17 protein-coding genes are annotated in these 17,241 nt (G+C 28.7%); 12 read left to right on the top strand and 5 right to left on the bottom strand.

Features of this window, described 5'->3' with window-relative positions:
* Together rseP and ispG are read left to right on the top strand one after the other, a co-directional pair.
* Nucleotides 1–898, top strand: an 898-nt coding sequence (gene rseP / locus PKV21_04530) for an RIP metalloprotease RseP (protein ID HOM26754.1), incomplete at its 5' end; no start/stop codon positions are given.
* Nucleotides 895–1,965, top strand: a complete 1,071-nt coding sequence (ispG, locus tag PKV21_04535) for a flavodoxin-dependent (E)-4-hydroxy-3-methylbut-2-enyl-diphosphate synthase (protein HOM26755.1) — start codon at nucleotides 895–897, stop codon at nucleotides 1,963–1,965. The genes rseP and ispG, both read left to right, overlap by 4 nt.
* A 49-nt stretch (nucleotides 1,966–2,014) precedes the next feature.
* Here the strand turns inward: ispG and PKV21_04540 are convergent, their stop codons facing one another.
* The 5 genes from PKV21_04540 to PKV21_04560 are packed head-to-tail and all read right to left on the bottom strand — an operon-like array spanning nucleotide 2,015 to nucleotide 6,608.
* Complete coding sequence (locus tag PKV21_04540) at nucleotides 2,015–2,779, bottom strand: acyl-CoA dehydratase activase (GenBank protein ID HOM26756.1); 765 nt, start codon at nucleotides 2,777–2,779, stop codon at nucleotides 2,015–2,017.
* A 2-nt stretch (nucleotides 2,780–2,781) separates the two neighbouring features.
* Nucleotides 2,782–4,035 carry a 2-hydroxyacyl-CoA dehydratase family protein gene (locus tag PKV21_04545; protein ID HOM26757.1) on the bottom strand — a complete coding sequence of 418 codons (1,254 nt, stop codon included), beginning with the start codon at nucleotides 4,033–4,035 and terminating at the stop codon, nucleotides 2,782–2,784.
* A 12-nt stretch (nucleotides 4,036–4,047) separates the two neighbouring features.
* Nucleotides 4,048–5,070 carry a 4Fe-4S binding protein gene (locus PKV21_04550; protein ID HOM26758.1) on the bottom strand — a complete coding sequence of 341 codons (1,023 nt, stop codon included), beginning with the start codon at nucleotides 5,068–5,070 and terminating at the stop codon, nucleotides 4,048–4,050.
* Nucleotides 5,067–5,606: a hypothetical protein gene (locus PKV21_04555; GenBank protein ID HOM26759.1), complete on the bottom strand. Its 540-nt coding sequence runs from the start codon at nucleotides 5,604–5,606 to the stop codon at nucleotides 5,067–5,069. The genes PKV21_04550 and PKV21_04555 overlap by 4 nt, the downstream gene beginning before the upstream one ends.
* 3 nt (nucleotides 5,607–5,609) lie before the next feature.
* Nucleotides 5,610–6,608, bottom strand: coding sequence for a sugar-binding protein (locus PKV21_04560; GenBank protein ID HOM26760.1), 999 nt, complete (start codon nucleotides 6,606–6,608; stop codon nucleotides 5,610–5,612).
* Nucleotides 6,609–6,782: 174 nt separating this feature from the next.
* Between PKV21_04560 and PKV21_04565 the strand changes: the two genes are divergently transcribed.
* From PKV21_04565 to PKV21_04610, 10 genes are all read left to right on the top strand, one after another.
* Entirely contained in the window at nucleotides 6,783–9,002 is a 2,220-nt protein-coding gene (locus PKV21_04565) for a DEAD/DEAH box helicase (GenBank protein ID HOM26761.1), read from the top strand.
* A gap of 60 nt (nucleotides 9,003–9,062) precedes the next feature.
* Nucleotides 9,063–10,271: a Glu/Leu/Phe/Val dehydrogenase gene (locus tag PKV21_04570; GenBank protein ID HOM26762.1), complete on the top strand. Its 1,209-nt coding sequence runs from the start codon at nucleotides 9,063–9,065 to the stop codon at nucleotides 10,269–10,271.
* A gap of 362 nt (nucleotides 10,272–10,633) precedes the next feature.
* Complete coding sequence (locus PKV21_04575; GenBank protein HOM26763.1) at nucleotides 10,634–11,350, top strand: DUF1559 domain-containing protein; 717 nt, start codon at nucleotides 10,634–10,636, stop codon at nucleotides 11,348–11,350.
* The gene (locus PKV21_04580) at nucleotides 11,332–12,132 is read left to right on the top strand and encodes a metal ABC transporter substrate-binding protein (GenBank protein ID HOM26764.1); all 801 of its coding nucleotides are present in this window, start codon (nucleotides 11,332–11,334) and stop codon (nucleotides 12,130–12,132) included. Before PKV21_04575 ends, PKV21_04580 begins: the two co-directional genes overlap by 19 nt.
* 2 nt (nucleotides 12,133–12,134) lie before the next feature.
* Nucleotides 12,135–12,857, top strand: coding sequence for an ATP-binding cassette domain-containing protein (locus PKV21_04585; protein HOM26765.1), 723 nt, complete (start codon nucleotides 12,135–12,137; stop codon nucleotides 12,855–12,857).
* Nucleotides 12,844–13,656, top strand: coding sequence for a metal ABC transporter permease (locus PKV21_04590; protein ID HOM26766.1), 813 nt, complete (start codon nucleotides 12,844–12,846; stop codon nucleotides 13,654–13,656). Before PKV21_04585 ends, PKV21_04590 begins: the two co-directional genes overlap by 14 nt.
* Entirely contained in the window at nucleotides 13,646–14,233 is a 588-nt protein-coding gene (locus tag PKV21_04595; GenBank protein ID HOM26767.1) for a class I SAM-dependent methyltransferase, read from the top strand. Before PKV21_04590 ends, PKV21_04595 begins: the two co-directional genes overlap by 11 nt.
* 62 nt (nucleotides 14,234–14,295) lie before the next feature.
* Nucleotides 14,296–15,021, top strand: coding sequence for an FAD-dependent thymidylate synthase (gene thyX / locus PKV21_04600; GenBank protein HOM26768.1), 726 nt, complete (start codon nucleotides 14,296–14,298; stop codon nucleotides 15,019–15,021).
* A complete protein-coding gene (locus PKV21_04605) occupies nucleotides 15,011–16,039 on the top strand; it encodes a hypothetical protein (GenBank protein HOM26769.1) in 1,029 nt (342 codons plus the stop codon). Before thyX ends, PKV21_04605 begins: the two co-directional genes overlap by 11 nt.
* A 214-nt stretch (nucleotides 16,040–16,253) precedes the next feature.
* The coding region (locus PKV21_04610; GenBank protein HOM26770.1) for a class I SAM-dependent DNA methyltransferase at nucleotides 16,254–17,241 on the top strand (988 nt) is incomplete at its 3' end.

The raw sequence follows: 17,241 nt of genomic DNA on the forward strand, positions 1-17,241 counted from the left end.
TCCATTTGGTGGATATGTTAAACTTGCTGGTGAAGAAATAGATAAAGAAAAATTTGAAGAATGGGAATATATGGGAAAAAGTCCTGGCATAAGAAGCAAAATTTTATTTGCTGGCTCTTTAAATAATTTAATATTTGGATTTATACTTTTAATCCCTGTATTTATGATAGGAACAATAAGTTATGAAGGAACAAAAATAGGTGATTTTATTAAAAATTTTCCAGCAGAAAAAAGTGGTTTAAAAGTTGGAGATGAGGTACTGGAAGTAAATGGAGAAAAATGTAAAACATGGCTTGATGTGACTCTCAAAATTAAGGATTATACAAAAAAATATAAGGATAAACCTTTAAATTTGAAAATAAAAAGAGAAAATGAAATTTTGATTTACAGTATAAAACCAGCACCTTATACAGTTGAAGAAAACGGGAAGAAATTAACAGAATACATTATAGGGATTCTACCAAAAGAAAAACTGGAAAAATATCCATTTCATCGTGCAGTAATTAAAAGTGGTAAGGAATTTTTTGAAATATCTTTTACAACTTTAATTGGACTTAAACTTCTTTTTCAAAGAAAACTTTCAATCAGACATTTTACAGGACCTGTTGGAATATCAGAAATAGCAGTTGCTGCATGGAAGGTTGGATTTGTAAGTTATTTACAGTTTATGGCTATTTTGAGTATAAATCTTGGAATAATAAATCTAATACCATACCCAGTTTTAGATGGAGGTCATATTTTTGGGCTTTTAATTGAAAAAATAAGAAAGAAAAGACCTAATATGAAGACACTACAGATAATTCAGAATATAGGGGCAATTTCATTAATTTTATTTGCTCTTTTCATCACATATCAGGATATTGGAAGAATTTTTGAAAGAAATTTAAAGATTAAATGAAAAATACAAAGATTGTTAAAATAGGAAATATCTGCATAGGTGGAAAAAATCCAGTTGCAATTCAGGGAATGACAAAAGTTCCTACCTCAAATCTTCCTGTTTTAAAAAAACAGATAAAAAAAATGATAAAAGAAGGTGCAGAGATAATTAGGTTTTCGGTTCTAAATGAATATGATACAGATTCAATACCTGTTTTAAAAAAAGAATTCCAAATACCATTTGTTGCAGATATTCATTATGACTGGCGCTTGGCAAAATTATCAATTGAAAAAGGAATAGATAAAATAAGAATAAATCCAGGAAATATTGAAAAGAAGTATTTGAAAGAAATAATAAAGGTAGCGAAAGATTATAATATTCCGATAAGAATAGGTTTGAATTCAGGTTCGGTTAAATTAAAAGGAGATTTGGTTTCTTCTTTAATTGATTCAGCAAAAGATATAGTTAAGTTTTTTGAAGATAATAATTTTTTTTCAATTGTGATTTCTTTAAAAACACCATTTGTAAAAGAAACAATAGAAGCATACAGAAAAATATCGGAAATTTTTGATTATCCATTACATCTTGGAATAACAGAGGCAGGAACTGGTTATCTTGCAATATCAAAATCAATTCTTGGTATTGGAATTTTATTGAATGAAGGGATAGGAGATACAATAAGAGTTTCTTTAACAGGTCCACCAGAAGAAGAAATAAAAGTTGCAAAATCAATTTTACAGTCATTAAATTTAAGAATATTTGAACCTGAAATAATATCATGTCCTACCTGTGGAAGAATGAAGGTAAATTTAAAAGAAGTTCTTGAAAGAGTAAAGAAAGAGATTAAAAAAATTGAAAAAAAATATCCTGAAATAAAAGAATTGAAGATAGCAGTCATGGGCTGTTCAGTGAATGGTCCTGGAGAAGCAAAGCAGGCAGATATAGGGATTGCAGGTGGAGATAAAAAATGGGCATTATTCAAAAAAGGCAAAATAATAGGCACATATAAAGAAAGCAAAATAGTTGAAAAACTCATTGAAGAAATTACACCCGACCATCCCACCTTTAAGGTGGACAGTGAAGATTAAGGTGGACAGTGAAGATGGTTGAGGCAAGCGGGTTTTGAGAGGGGATTTTTTATTCTGTAATTGCAGCACCAAAAGCAACAACAAATTGAGGTTCAGGCAAAACTATTATTTCTTTTTCAATAACTTTTTCTATTGAGTATTTTAATGCTGTAATTTTTGCTCCACCCCCACAGAAAACTATTAATTCACTTTGTCCAAACTGTCTTACCATTCCTGCAATTCTTGAAGCAATTGAATTAAAAAGTCCACCTGCTATATCTTCTTTCGGTGTTCCTGAAGTAATCAATGAAACAACCTCACTTTCAGCAAAAACACTACAGGTTGAATTTATCTTCACAGGATTTTTTGAATTCATTGCAAGATTTGAAAAATTTTCTACATCAATTCCAAAGACATTTGCCATCATTTCAAGAAATCTTCCTGTCCCAGCAGCACATTTATCATTCATCAAAAAATCAACGACTTCACCATTTTCGCTTACTTCAACGACTTTTGTATCCTGACCTCCAACATCAATTACAATACATTTTTTCTTTCCGATAAGATAATAAGCACCTTTTGCAACTCCTGTTATTTCAGTTATTATTTTATTTGCTTTTCTGAAAATTCTTCTTCCATATCCAGTTGAAACAATACTCTCAATATCACTTTCTTTTATTCCACTTTCTTCAATTGCTTTATTTAAAACGATTTCAGCACATTTTTCAGGTTCTGCTGTTGTTCTCGTTATTGCTTTACCCTTTATAATCCCATCTTCCACAATAACACATTTTGTAGTAACTGAACCGATATCTATTCCTGCTTTAATCCTCATTTCTATCCTATCATTTCTATAAATGCTTCTATTCTTGTTTTTAACTGTCCTGTATCCTCTTTACTTAAATCTGTCTTTAATGATAAAAAAGGTATTCCCTTTTCTTTTAGTATATTTCTTAAAACAGGTATCTGTATTTCAAAAACATTGCATAACCTTAAATTATAATAAACAACTCCATCAAGATTATATTTTTCAACAAATTCTAAAATTGCATTTATCTGTTTGTCAATTCCAATAAAACAGGAGCATAAACTTGGAGCAATATATTTGAGTGTAAGAGTTCTTATAACACTTTTTTCTGTTTCTTCATCTATCTCAACAGGATTGTAAAGATGACCGTAGGCAGAACACATTGTATCACAGGCAACATAACAACCAACTTCTTCCAGTATTTCAAGAATTTTAAAATTTGGGAAAATTATTGGAGGCCCTGCAAGTAGGATTTTTTTGTTATATTTATTTTTCTTTATTTCAATTTTTGATATTTCATCATAAAGTTTTTTGGCATTATCTGTCCATTCTTCTATTGAAGTAAAGAAAGAAGCATTCGCCATTATGAAATAATCAAAAGAGTTCATTATACCTGTTTTTTTACCCCTTAAATCATAAATTTTTCTGAAAATTCTTGTTCTTTCGTTTGTCATTTTGCAAACCTCTATCAGGTCATTTCTTTTCGGTTTTGTTTTGAATTTCTTTTTTAAATACTCATAAAAATCAGAATATGCTTTTTCCCATATTTCAATACTTTCTTTATAATCACTGTTTCTCGGTATATCAAGAAAATAAATATCCTTTACAACAGGACTTAATATTTCAGCAAGTTTAACTTTACCATCACATGAACCTGTAATAACAAGAAGGTCAAAATTATTTATTTCATTTTGTGATAAACTTCCACAGATTGCTTTTATTAAAGGACATATATCTCCTTGAATTATTTCTTCTCCAGATTCAGCACAGTGCAAATCCTCGTTACATAATCTTATAGGTATTCCACCAGATGCAATTATTAATTCCTCAGGAACAAGTGCACAAAAATATCCAACAATAGGTTTTTTTCCTTTTATTTTTTTCAATTTTTCAGTATCAATTATAACATTGTAAAAATAATTAATAGTTTTTAAATGAGAAAATCTCTTATATTTTTCTCCTTCTTTTTTATAATCAGTAAAAATTTCCGGTTTTTTGTCATAAAGATTTTCAAGAATTTTACAGTATTTTTCATCAATAAATTTTTTATTTTCTTTTTTCATTTATCATCCTTTTTATTTAAATTTTGATTCTGTAATTTTTTTCCCGAAGAAACTAACTGATAAACAACCATCCTTTGGACATATTTCAACACATCTTAAACACATAATACATCCATTTTGGTTATAAATACCATCTGTATTTTTATCGTACATTTCAGTAAGTCCCATCGGGCATGTTTCAGTACAGAGTCCACATTTATTACAATTTACCGCTTTCTTTTTAAGTTCAATTCCTGCTCCTCTGTTAAACCATGAATTTATAAGACCAACAGGGCATAGATGACACCATATTCTTCTTCCAAAATAAAATGCAGCAAGAAAAATTCCCATAACAATCCATGCAAGAATTGTAAATGTTGAAGTGATAGCATTTTCAAAATCTTTCCAACCAGGTTTAATCAAGCCGAATAAAGGACATATAAGACGGGCAGGACATATTTGACAGTACGGCAAAAAAAGATAACATTGAAATCTTCTGAAATTTGGTATTCCTATTAATGTAGAAATAAAAAAAGCAATAGCCATTATTCCATAAGAAAATAATCTTAAAGAAACTCGAAAACCCGAAGGAAATCTTTTTGCAGGTATATTCATTTTTTTCCTTATTGAAGTTATAAAATCTCCAACTGTTCCTATTGGACATACCCATCCACACCATATCCTTCCAAAAAGAAAACAGAGTAAAATAAATAGTGTTAAATGAGGGAGTAAATATTTTATATGTGTCTGCCATGTTAAATTTTCAGAAATAAAATGAAATATACATGCTTTAAATAATCCACCTCTTGGGTTAAATCTGCATATAAGAGATGGTGGATAATTTTCTAAAACAGGGTTTGTTCCTGATGGCCAGAGTATTTTTCCTTTTTCAAACTTTGTTGTTGACATAGCATCTTCAGGTGCTTTTAATTTTGGGAATAATGGTTTTCCTGTTTCTGCTTCCAATCTTGTTTTAAAAATATAGCCACCATAAACAATTAAAATCAGTGATACAATTTGAACAACCCTTCTTAAAAAAGAAATTTTGTTTCTCATACTTTTTTTGAATTTTTAATTGTTCTGAATATTGTAAAAAACAATAAAGTTAAAAGGGGAATTATATACCAGTAATATCTTACTTCAGGACTTCTATCAACCTTTACAAGTAATTCTCCAACATCTATATTGATTGACTCTGTTGAAACAGGAGTTTTTCCTATTGAAGCATTTATAATTGGTAAAACACTTGTCTGACTGAATTTATTTTTTCTTTTTACATCAATTCCATAAGTTAAAACATATTTCCTCTGTTTATTTGTATTTGCAGGAAAAAGAATTTCTGCTTCAAGAATAGAATTATCAGGCCATCTTTCAAGAACTGTTATTTTTGTTGGAATTTCTTCTCCACTGTTAAAATCATTTACTGTAATATTGTCTTCAGAAATAACAGATGAAGGAGAAAAAGATACTTTTCCATTTACATAAAAATCTCCTTTAAGTGAAGGATATGTAAAATCAATTGACAATTTTTCAGAAGATAAGCAAATATTGTATATTAATAAAAATATAGGTAGTATAAGGTTTTTTTTCATTTTTTAAGGATTCAGGACTATCTTCCCGAGATTTTTCTCACTGTGATAACCTGTTATATCCATTGCCCAGAAACTTGTTTCCTGTATTCCACTTGTTTTAAATCTTGTAATTCTTATAGACCATATTTCTTTTTCTTTTGGAGAACTAATATTCATTGAAGAAAAAGGTAAAGATATTTCAATACCCCAGTAATTTTGAACTTTATTCACAGCATATTTTATTCCATACGGATTCCATTCAGAAACCTGTTTTGTTTTATCGTACTTTTTATATACAGGATTTCCAACAGGTGAAAAACTTAAAACATATCCTGAGCCATTTCCAGAAGGAGAGAGAATTATTTCAACTTTATCATCCGAAGTTAAATTCTGTAAATTTTCATCCCTGCAGTATATTCCAATATAAAGATTATTTCTGTCATATGTTAAAAGTGTCCATGTTTTATAAATTGCTTCAGAACCTTTTGTAGAAGTGAAATTAGAAAGAACTGTTGCTTTTTTCCATGCTTCATCTCCAAATAGACCATCAATTACAGGAGGAGTTTCTATTGGTTTAATATTTGGTAGTTTACTTATATCAATTTGTGTTTCTTTTTTTTCTTCCATAGTGCTTCCAAGAGTAAATGACTTAAATTCTCTTCCTCCTCCAACAAGTTTAAATTTTATGGAGTAATTACCTGTTTTTATTTCAGGTTTTGGATAAATTGTAACTTCAAAATAGACCTGTCTTCCTTTTGGTATTGACATTTTTTTAGGAGTTACTTCAAAATCAAAAGCAGAACTTTCAGGAATTAAACTTATTTCAGCAATTCCTCTATCCATATTATTCTGAAGAAATATTTTGAAAGTTGTTTTATCTTTTACTACGAGAGAATATGTTTCCGGTTTTACAATTAAAGAATCTGCCTGTCTAAAAACATTATCACAAAGATGCGCATAGAGAAACGAAGATGATAAAATCAAAATAAAAAAAATTTTAAAAAACTCAATTTTCCTTTTCATATATTACTCCTTTTAATATAATAATACCCTTTATTTTTTTGGTGTCAACTTTTTCCATCCCACCTTTGAGGTGGGAAGTAGGAATGATTGATGGAAGCAAATTTTGAAAGGGATTTATAGGGATTTGCTAAATTCATTATGTAAAAGGTATTATAAAATGTAATTATGGGAGAAATGATTGAAAAATTTATATCAGAACTAAAAAATAAATATAAAGAAAATATTGTTAAGGTATTGGAAGTTGATGAGAAAGAAGGTAGTTTTTATCCTTTGCCTGATTTTATTCTGCCTGTTTTAAAAGAAAAACTTAAAGAAAAAGGTATTGAGAGGATTTATTTACATCAATTGAAGGCACTTGAAAAACTAAATCAGGGAGAAAACATAGTAGTAACGACACCCACAGGCAGTGGAAAGACACTTATTTATAATATTTTTATTATAAACGAAATTTACAAAAATCCGGATATTAAGGGTCTTTATATTTTTCCAACAAAAGCACTTACACAGGACCAGTTAAAAAATTTAAGAGGATTTGATATAAAAGCAGAGATTTACGATGGAGATACACCAGATGATTTAAGGAGAAAAATAAGAAGTAATCCACCAAACATAATTTTGACAAATCCAGACATGCTTCATACTGCTTTTTTACCATTTCATGAAAAATGGAGAAGTTTTTTTTCAAAATTAAAATTTATCGTTATAGATGAAATTCATACTTATAGAGGAATTTTTGGAAGTAATGTTTCCCATGTTATAAGAAGGTTGAGAAGAATATGTAATCTTTATGGTAGTAATCCTCAATTTATTTTACTTTCTGCAACAATTAATAGTCCTGAAAAATTTGCAGAAGAACTTGTTGGAGTTAAGTTTGTAAGTATTTCTGAAAGTTCATCCCCCTTACCTAAAAAATATATTATTTTTTGGAATTCTCAATATGAATCGTATTACACTCAGGCAATTGAACTTCTTAAAAAAAGTATAGATTATGGACTTACTACAGTAGTTTTTACTAATAGCAGAAAATCAGCAGAACTCATTCAATTATGGGCAGTAAAAAAGGATAGAAAAATTGAAAATATAGTTTCTTCTTACAGAGCAGGATACTTACCCGAAGAAAGAAGAGAAATTGAAAGGAAATTATTTAAGGGAGAATTGAAAGGAATAATTTCAACAAGTGCTCTTGAACTCGGAATAGATGTCGGTTATCTTGATACCTGTATTCTTTTTGGCTATCCTGGAACAATTATAAGTACATGGCAGAGAATTGGTAGAGTAGGAAGGAAAAGAGAAGGTCTTGTTATTTTTATGGCTCTTGAAGATGCACTTGACCAGTATTTTATAAGAAATCCAGAGGAGTTTGTAAAAAGGCAGTTTGAGGATGTAATAATAAATTTTGAAAATGAGATAATTTCATCAAATCATATAAAATGTGCTTCTTATGAATATCCCTTAATTCCTGATGAAGATAGAAAAATTTATGGAGATATTCTATTTAAAATTATTGAAAAAGAAAAATTTTCAAAGACAAAGGATGGAAGATTTTTTTATTCAGGGAAGCCAATTCACAGAGATTTCAGTTTAAGGACAGTTGGAGATATGTTTGCAATATTTGAGATAGATGAGGAAAGACAGATTGGAGAGATAGAAGAAAATAAAGTTATGTTTGAATGTCATCCAGGAGCAATTTATTTACATCACGGGAAAAAATATGAGGTTATATTTATAAATTTTGAAAAGAAGATGGTTGTTGTTGAAAAGAATAATGGCAGTTACTATACCCAGCCAAACTGGTGGGAAAAAATAGATATTTTGAATGTAGAAAAGGAGAAAAATAAAGATGATTTTTTGATAAAATTTGGAGAGATAGAAGTAACAACACAGGTTGTAAGTTATGAAAAAAGGAGGGAAAATGACAGGTCACTTATTGGAACTTATATGTTAAGTTTGCCTTCAGAAAAATTTAAAACGCAGTCATTATGGATAGAAATACCTGATGAAGTTGTTTATGATATAAAAGAGAGAAGACTTGATTTTCCAGGAAGTATTCACGCAGCAGAACATTCAATGATAGGAATATTTCCTCTTGTTGTTACATGTGATAGAGTGGACATTGGCGGTTATTCATTTCCATTTCATCAGCAAACAGAAAAATCAACTATTTTTATATATGATGGTTATCCCGGAGGAGTTGGTATTACAAAAATTGCTTTTGAAAGAATAGATAAAATTTTTAAAGTTGCCTATGATTCTGTTTTAAACTGTAAATGCGAAATGGGTTGTCCTTCCTGCATTGTATCTCCAAAATGCGGTAACAACAACCGTCCTTTAAGTAAATCAGGTTGCCTTTATCTTCTCTCTCTTTTAACTTCAGGAATCCGTCCTTCTGTATAGGATTTCAAGTTTTTTAAATTTATAATATAATATAATTCAAAATAAAAAACGGAGGGGAAAATGGCTATAGTTTCAATAGAAAGAATGAAAAATTTTATGAATATTTCACATGCTGCTGAGATGCTTCTTGAAAAAAATGAAAAGGAGATTTCTTTTTCTGTTAATTTAAAAACAAGAGATGATGAAATTATTTTCTGTGATGCATATGTTGTTTATCATAATGTTGTTCTTGGACCTGCAAAAGGTGGAATAAGAATGGCTCCAAATGTTACTCTGGAAGAAACAAAACGACTTGCAAAAATAATGACATATAAAAATGCTTTAACAGAACTTCCTTTTGGAGGCGGAAAATCAGGAATCAGAATTCCTGATACAAATATTGATGAGTTTACAAGAATTAGTATTTTTAAAGAATATGTTCATGCGATAAGAGAAGAGATTGTTTCAAGACAGTATATTCCAGCACCAGACCTTGGAACAGACCAGTTTGATATGTCTGTAATTTATGGAGAACTTCATATTCCTGAATGTGTTACTGGAAAACCTGTAAAAATAGGAGGACTTCCAGGGAGATTAGAAGCAACTGGTCGTTCAGTTGCAACTTCAACAAGATTGTATGTTGAAAATATTATGAAAAACAAGTTAGGAAATATTAAAGTAGCAGTTCAGGGTTTTGGAAATGTTGGTAGATGGACCTCTTTTTTTCTTTATAAATGGGGTGCGAAAATAGTTGCTGTTTCAGACATTTATGGTGGTGTTTATAATGAAAAGGGTTTTGATATTGAAGGACTTTTTAAATATGCCCCTAAAAAAAATATTACAATTTCGGATTATCCGGAGGGCGAAAAAATTTCAAATGAAGAATTACTTGAAATGGATGTTGATGTTTTAATTCCCTGTGCCTGTGAGAGTGTGATTACAAAAGAAAATGCAGATAAAATAAAATCAAAAGTTATAATAGAAGGAGCAAATGACCCTGTAACAGAAGAAGGCGATGAAATTTTGAAAAATAAAGGCATTGATGTATTACCTGATTTTCTCTGTAATTCAGGAGGAGTTATTGCTTCCTATATAGAGTGGAAAAATGCGAAATCAGGTAATCAAACAGAAAAAGAAGACACTTTTAATGAAATAGATAAGAAAATATCTGAATGTTTTCATAAAATTTGCGAAGTGAAGAAAGAACTTAAATTAACATATAGAGAATCTGCTACCTATCTTTCTGTAAAATTTTTAATAGAAGCAATGCATGAAAGAAGATGGTTATGAGTCCTGTGCTCCTGTGTAATGAAGAGAAAAAATAATTTTTACAGAATTTGAGAAAGATAGGTAATAATATTTTGATAAGGGTCTTTGGTTTGTCGTATTTTTTTTCTTATTTTACTCCCTATTCTTATTTTCTCTATCATCGCCTCCATTTTTAACTTTTCTATTCTCTCCAACAAATAGCAATCTTTTCTTTTTATTTTCCAAAAAGATGAAGTAAATTTTCAATTAAATTTTTTTAATGAAGCAACGATACCTTTTTCACTTAGATTTTTAATGAGGCAATTCGAGATTTTGACATTTTAAATTTTTTATTTTAAAATAGTAACACGAATTTTTAAAAAATAACACTAAAGGAGGAAAAGATGAAAAAAGTAAATGGTTTCACGTTGATAGAATTATTAGTTGTAGTTGCTATTATCAGTATTCTTGCTGGTATGCTTTTGCCTGCTTTATCCAAGGCAAGAGAAAAAGCAAGACAGATAACATGTGCAAATAATTTAAAACAGATAGGGATTGCTTTTGAGATGTATAAAAATGATTTTGATGATTTTTATCCACCACAGCAAAACTGGAAAACAATTTTATGGCTTTATTATGTAAATCCAAATATGAGAAACAAAATAGGTTATTGTCCAAGTAGGCATGGTAGAACAATTTCATATTCAAACTGGTACTGGGGTCAGGCATATAATTGTGGATGTCCTTCTAATATTTCAAGGGATGGTAATTTTTATCCAGGGTTTGCTGGAAAAAAAGCAGGGCAAATTAGGAATTTGAGCAAAAAAATACTTGTTGTTGAATGGGGAAGAAGTACAGATGGAAAAGGTGGTTGTGTTGCAGGACCTCCAATTGCTTCTTATACTGCTGGATGGATTGGTGGTGGGACTGGTTCTTACTGGGCTGTTTGTAGAATCCATTCAGGAGGAAGCAATATACTTTTTGGAGATGGAAGAGTTGAATGGAAAAGACCAGAAGAATATCATTCAAATACAAAAGATGTTGACAATAACGGAAATCCAATACCTTCAAATCCTGAAATAAGTTCAAACTGGAGGGAATATTGGGATACTTCTTATTAAAACTTAGAAAATTTTTAACTTTATTTTTACTTTCAAAATTTTGTTTTTCACAGACCATTATATGCACAACTTCAATACTTTCTTCAGTTGTTAAGGATATAGCAAAGGATAAAGTAAATGTTAAAACACTCGTTCCTCCTGGTATATGTCCTGGACACTTTGATATAAAGATTGAGGATTTAAAAGATATTGAAAAAGAAGGATTTATTTTTGCACAGGGTTATGAGCCATATCTTGAAAAAATTAAAAAAAATATAGAAAATCCTTATTTTAAAATTGTCCTTATTGAAACCGAAGGGAATTCTCTTTTGCCTAAAAATCAAAAAATTATTTATAGAAAGATTTTTGATGAAATGGCTAAAATTTTTCCTGCCTATAAAGAATATTTTTTAAAAAATTTTAAAACTGCTGAAAAAGAAATAGATAAAATTGATAAAAAAATAAAAGAGGGAGAAAAATTTTTGAAAGGGAAAAAAGCAATCTGTAATAAATATATAAAAGACCTTCTTGAATATTTTGGTTTTGAAATTATTGAAACATACGGAAGAAAGGAAGAATTGACGCCAGAAAAAATAAAGGAAATAATTGAAAAATGTAAAATAAAAAAATTAGATATTGTAGTTGATAATTTACAGGCAGGAAAAGATACTGGAAAAATTTTTGCGGAAGAATTTAAAACACCACATGTTGTAATTTCAAATTTCCCTTATGCCTTTGAAAATACAGAAACATTAAGGGATACACTTTATAGAGATTTTTTAATAATAATTCAGAAATTTTAAAAATGGCAGAAAAGATTAAACTTTGGGATGTTAGTATTGGCTATTTAAATCAGACAATTGTTAAAGATGTTAATTTAAAAATTGAGAAAGGAGAAATAATTGGAATTTTTGGGCCAAATGGAGCAGGGAAAACAACCTTAATATGTGGTATAAATGGAGTTGCAAGAATTATAAAAGGGAATGTTTTTATAGATAATATTCTTCTTACTTCTTTTTCAGGACCTTATTTAAGAAGAAAAATTGGTTATGTCCCACAGATTATTGATATTGACCCTTTCCTCCCAATTCTTACAGAAGATGTTGTCTTTATGGGTTTATATGGAAAAAAGGGTTTATTTGGTAAAATAGAAAAAGAGGATAAAAAGAGATTTGATGAAATTGCTGATTTTTTTGAAATTAAGAATATTTTAAAAAAACCCTTTGGACTTCTTTCAGGTGGAGAGATGAGAAAAATTCTTATAGTAAGTGCATTTTTAAAAGAACCAGAAATTCTTTTACTTGACGAGGTTTTTACTTTTCTTGATTTAAGAACAACAAAAAATTTATTCAAAAAAATTAAAGAAATCCACGAAAAGAAAAATCTTACAATTCTAATTGTTGCTCATGACATTTATATAATTGAGAATTTATGCCAGAAAGTAATAGGGATGGAAAATGGAAAAGTTATTTTTTATGATGAGAAGGAGAAATTTTTGAAATTATTAAAAGAAAATGGAAATAATTAAATATGCTTTTTTTCAGAAAGCACTGGTTGCCTGTGTTTTATCTGGAATTGCCTGCGGTATTATCGGTGTCTGGGTTGTCGTTATGAGAATTTCTTTTATTGGTGTTTCAATTTCCCATTCAGCATTTGCAGGTTCTCTCCTTGCAATCTTAATTAAAAAACCAGTTCAACTCTTTTCTTTTATTTTTACCCTTATAACATCTTCAATCCTTGGACCATTTTCAGATAGAACTCAACTACATCCAGAGACATCAATGGGTATAATTTTTTCTTTAACACTTGGTTTATCATTTTTATTTCTTGGTTTAATCCCTGAGAGTAAAAGTGAGGCACTTAATTATATGTGGGGGAGTATTTTAACAGTTGATATTTTGGATATTTATTTCCTTTTTGCTATAACGATTTTTGTCTTCTTTTTTGATTTTTTATTTTTTAGAGAGATTAAGGCACTCCTTTTTAATAGGGAACTTGCAAAGGCAAATGGTTTTTATTCAACAATATTTTTTTATTTAATTCTTTACATTCTTGGTTTATCAATAACTTTCCTTTTAAAAATAGTTGGTGGACTTCTTGTCTATGCTTTAATTGTTAATCCTGCATCTTCTGCTTATCAGATTACTTATAATATTAAAAAGATGTTTTTTCTTTCTGTTATTTTTGGTATTCTTTCAACAATTTCAGGCCTTTTCATTTCAAGTACTTTAAATATTCCAACAGGTGCTTCAATAATTCTTTTTTCAGGGTTGCTTTTTGTTTTTTGTTTCCTATTTTCACCTAAAAGGAGAAAGAATGAAAAATAAAAAGGAATTTTTTAATAATATGGCTGAAAACTGGGATAAGAATGATAAAGTCGCTTCTAACAAATATAGAAGGATTATTGAAGAACTTAAAATTGAAGATGGTTTGAAAATTCTTGATATTGGAACTGGAACAGGAGTTTTAATCCCTTATTTACTTGAAACTGGGAAAATTATTGAGATATATGCTATTGATTATTCTGAAAAAATGATTGAAAAATTTAGAGAAAAAAATTTTCCAGAAAATGTTAAAAGTTTTATTATGGATATTCATAATACAGATTTTGAAAATAATTTTTTTGATAGAATTATTGCAAATGCCTGTTATCCACATTTTGAAGATAAGGAAAAAGCAATTAAAGAGATATATAGGATTTTAAAAAAAAATGGTATTTTTATAATTTCACATCCAACAGGCAGAAAATTTGTAAATGAACTCCACAAAAAAACTCACCCATTGATAAAAAAAGATATAATTCCAGATATTAAAAAGTTGAAGTCATTTATAGAAAAGGCAAGTTTTAAATTTGGAAAAGGAATTGATGAAGAGGACTTTTTTCTCATTTCTTTTATAAAATAAATCAAAATATTAAAAATTTCAAGAAAATTATAATTTGTTGAAAAATCTTAAAGGAGGTAATTATGGAAGTGAAATTAATAGAAATGAGTTCAAATCCAGAAGAAATAATTTATTCAGCAGCAAGGCAGTGTTATTCTGAAAAGGATGCATATGATATTTTTGTAAAAGCAAAAAATATAGAAAAGAAAAAGATTGAAAAATTTATAGATGAAATTGTAAAATCAGGACATGAGAGTGTACTTGAACATGTAAAATTTACTTTTGCAATAAGTGGTATATCAAGGGCATTAACACATCAACTTGTAAGACACAGAGTTGCATCATATTCACAGCAAAGCCAGAGATATGTAAATATGGAAAACTTTAAATATATTGTTCCTCCATCAATTAAAAAAGATGAAATCCTTTCTGAAATTTTTGAAGAAACAATGGAATTTATAAAAAATTCTTACAAAAAATTGATAGAAAGATATAAAGAAATTGGAATGGTTGGTGAAGAAGCAAATCAAGATGCAAGGTATATTCTACCAAATTCAGCAGAGACAAAAATTGTTGTTACAATGAATTGTAGAGAATTATTACATTTTTTTAAAGTTAGGTGTTGTAGCCGTGCTCAATGGGAAATTAGACAACTTGCTTATAAGATACTTGAAATATGCAAAGAAAAATTACCATCTGTTTTTAAAAAAGGAGCAAAATGTGAATATCTTGGTTATTGTCCAGAAGGCGAAAAATTTACATGTGGTAAATATCCTCTTAAAAAGGAATTAATAAAAAATGATCGATGAACTTAAAAAAGTAGAAAAAAAAATTACAGGCATTGGAAGTTTACCATTTCTTGATTTGAAAGAATGTATTGATTTTATAAAAAAATACTTCAAAGATATTCCATTTTTGCCACAATTACCAAAATTGAATTTTAAAGAGGATATGAATATTCAAGTTGTTGAAAATATGCCAGGAATAAGAATTGAAAATAGAAAAATTTTGTTTGAGTATAATGAAAAGGAGATTTTAAATGTCTATCAAAAAATAGAGGAAAATGAAGTTGATTATTTTAAAATTAGCAATGAATATGGGGAAGGTATATATGAATTTTTAAAAACAGATATTGAAAGTAATTTTTTAAAAGGACAACTTGTAGGACCATTAACTTTTCTTTCAACTGCCAAATTTAAAGATGGAAAGCCATTAATTTTTGAAGAAGTATTTGAGGATATATTTGTTAAGATTATTGGAATGAAAGGTATATATCTTTCGAGAAAAATAAAAGGAAAAAGTAAAATCCCTATAATTTTTTTTGATGAACCAGTTATGTCAAGTTATGGTTCTGCTTTTTTCCCAGTAGAAAAAGATAGAATAGTTAATATACTTAAAAATTTAGTTAATTTTTTTAGGGAAAGGGATAAAAGTTGTTTAATAGGTTTTCATTGTTGTGGTAATACTGACTGGTCTATATTTTTTAACCTTGATATTGATATTTTGAGCTTTGATGCTTTTGGTTTCCTTGAAAATTTTTTAATTTATTGGGAAGAAATAGAAAAATTTATTAAAAAGGAAAGATTTATTGCATGGGGTATTATTCCTTCTACAGATGAAATTGAAAATGTTGATTTTGAAGCGATAAAAGATAAATTTAATTTTATCTTAAAATATTTTGAAAAAAGAGGAGTTGAGAAAAAAATATTACTCTCACATTCAATTTTTACCCCATCATGCGGACTCGGTTATACAAAAGAGAAGAATTCCTATAAAAATATAGATTACTTGAATAACCTTATTGATTTAATTCAATCAATTTTGTAAATTTTTTTATTTTATCTGACCCACATATAAAACAGTTGAACCGGAAAATTTTTAGCATTTTTTACTTCTAGATTATAATTTTTCACCATACATTTTAGTAAAAAAAAGAAGATTAATGTGATAATGAAATTTAATCTTTGAAACTAAACATACACTTGACAAGGAAATAATTTTAAGGTATAATAAGTTAAGTAAAATAAAAAAGGTTAACCAAATGAATGATTTTGAAGGTTTGGAAGATTGGATAAAGAAAAGGTACTATGCGATAAGAGAGAAATTTAAAAAAAGTTCTTTCACATTTAATGATATTTCAAATTTTCTTTTTAATCTTTATCAGGACTCAAAAGAACAGACAAAGCTTATTTTATCTGAATTAAAAAAAGCAGGACTTCTTAAAATAACAAAAAATCCAGAAGACAAAAGGGAATCAATTTATGAAATTGTTGATATTCTTGAAACACCTACTCTTTTTGGGAAAATAGAAGAAAAACTAACGAAGGAACAACTTACAAACATTCTAAAAACAGCAGCAGATATAATTAGGACAAGGGTTGATTACACTTTTATTTTACTTTTACTTTTTTACAAGGCACTCTCTGATAAATGGAAAAATGAATATGAAGTTGTCAAAGAAGAATTGATGAAAAAGGGATTGAAAGAAAACGAAGTAATAAAGGAGGCAGGACAACCATATTATCACACATTTAACTTCAGACAGGACTTATTATGGGATGGGTTAAGAAAAGAACCGATAAAACTTCCTGAAAACCTATCAAAAAATTTAAAAGAATTATCTGAATTAAATCCTGATTATAAGGATATTTTCATTCAGTTTGATTTTCATCAATTTACCTCAAATCCAGAAAATCAGATAATTTTAAATAATCTTTTTGAACTCTTTAGTAGATACTCTTTTGAAAATGTTGAGGAAGATATACTTGGAGATGCTTATGAGTGGATACTTAAATATTTTGCTCCAACAAAGGCAAAGGAAGGAGAGGTTTATACGCCAAGGGAAGTTATTAGATTGATGGTTGAAATTTTAGACCCTGAACCAGAAAAATGGATATATGACCCTGCCTGTGGAAGTGCTGGAATGCTTATAGTTACCTACCAGTATGTGAAGGAAAAATATGGAAAGGAAAAGGCAGAAAAACTATTCTTATTTGGACAGGAATACAATCCAAAAACACTTGCACTTG

The sequence above is a fragment of the bacterium genome (assembly GCA_035371905.1).
Taxonomy (GTDB): domain Bacteria; phylum Ratteibacteria; class UBA8468; order B48-G9; family JAFGKM01; genus JAMWDI01.

Excerpts from the sequence above, each read along its gene's own strand:
- PKV21_04545 (HOM26757.1), bottom strand. The coding sequence starts at position 4,035 with ATGAAAAAAGAAAATAAAAAATTTATTGATGAAAAATACTGTAAAATT.
- PKV21_04565 (HOM26761.1), top strand. The coding sequence starts at position 6,783 with ATGATTGAAAAATTTATATCAGAACTAAAAAATAAATATAAAGAAAAT.
- PKV21_04575 (HOM26763.1), top strand. The coding sequence starts at position 10,634 with ATGAAAAAAGTAAATGGTTTCACGTTGATAGAATTATTAGTTGTAGTT.
- PKV21_04560 (HOM26760.1), bottom strand. The coding sequence starts at position 6,608 with ATGAAAAGGAAAATTGAGTTTTTTAAAATTTTTTTTATTTTGATTTTA.
- PKV21_04605 (HOM26769.1), top strand. The coding sequence starts at position 15,011 with ATGATCGATGAACTTAAAAAAGTAGAAAAAAAAATTACAGGCATTGGA.
- PKV21_04570 (HOM26762.1), top strand. The coding sequence starts at position 9,063 with ATGGCTATAGTTTCAATAGAAAGAATGAAAAATTTTATGAATATTTCA.
- PKV21_04595 (HOM26767.1), top strand. The coding sequence starts at position 13,646 with ATGAAAAATAAAAAGGAATTTTTTAATAATATGGCTGAAAACTGGGAT.
- PKV21_04540 (HOM26756.1), bottom strand. The coding sequence starts at position 2,779 with ATGAGGATTAAAGCAGGAATAGATATCGGTTCAGTTACTACAAAATGT.
- PKV21_04590 (HOM26766.1), top strand. The coding sequence starts at position 12,844 with ATGGAAATAATTAAATATGCTTTTTTTCAGAAAGCACTGGTTGCCTGT.
- PKV21_04550 (HOM26758.1), bottom strand. The coding sequence starts at position 5,070 with ATGAGAAACAAAATTTCTTTTTTAAGAAGGGTTGTTCAAATTGTATCA.
- thyX (HOM26768.1), top strand. The coding sequence starts at position 14,296 with ATGGAAGTGAAATTAATAGAAATGAGTTCAAATCCAGAAGAAATAATT.
- PKV21_04555 (HOM26759.1), bottom strand. The coding sequence starts at position 5,606 with ATGAAAAAAAACCTTATACTACCTATATTTTTATTAATATACAATATT.
- PKV21_04585 (HOM26765.1), top strand. The coding sequence starts at position 12,135 with ATGGCAGAAAAGATTAAACTTTGGGATGTTAGTATTGGCTATTTAAAT.
- ispG (HOM26755.1), top strand. The coding sequence starts at position 895 with ATGAAAAATACAAAGATTGTTAAAATAGGAAATATCTGCATAGGTGGA.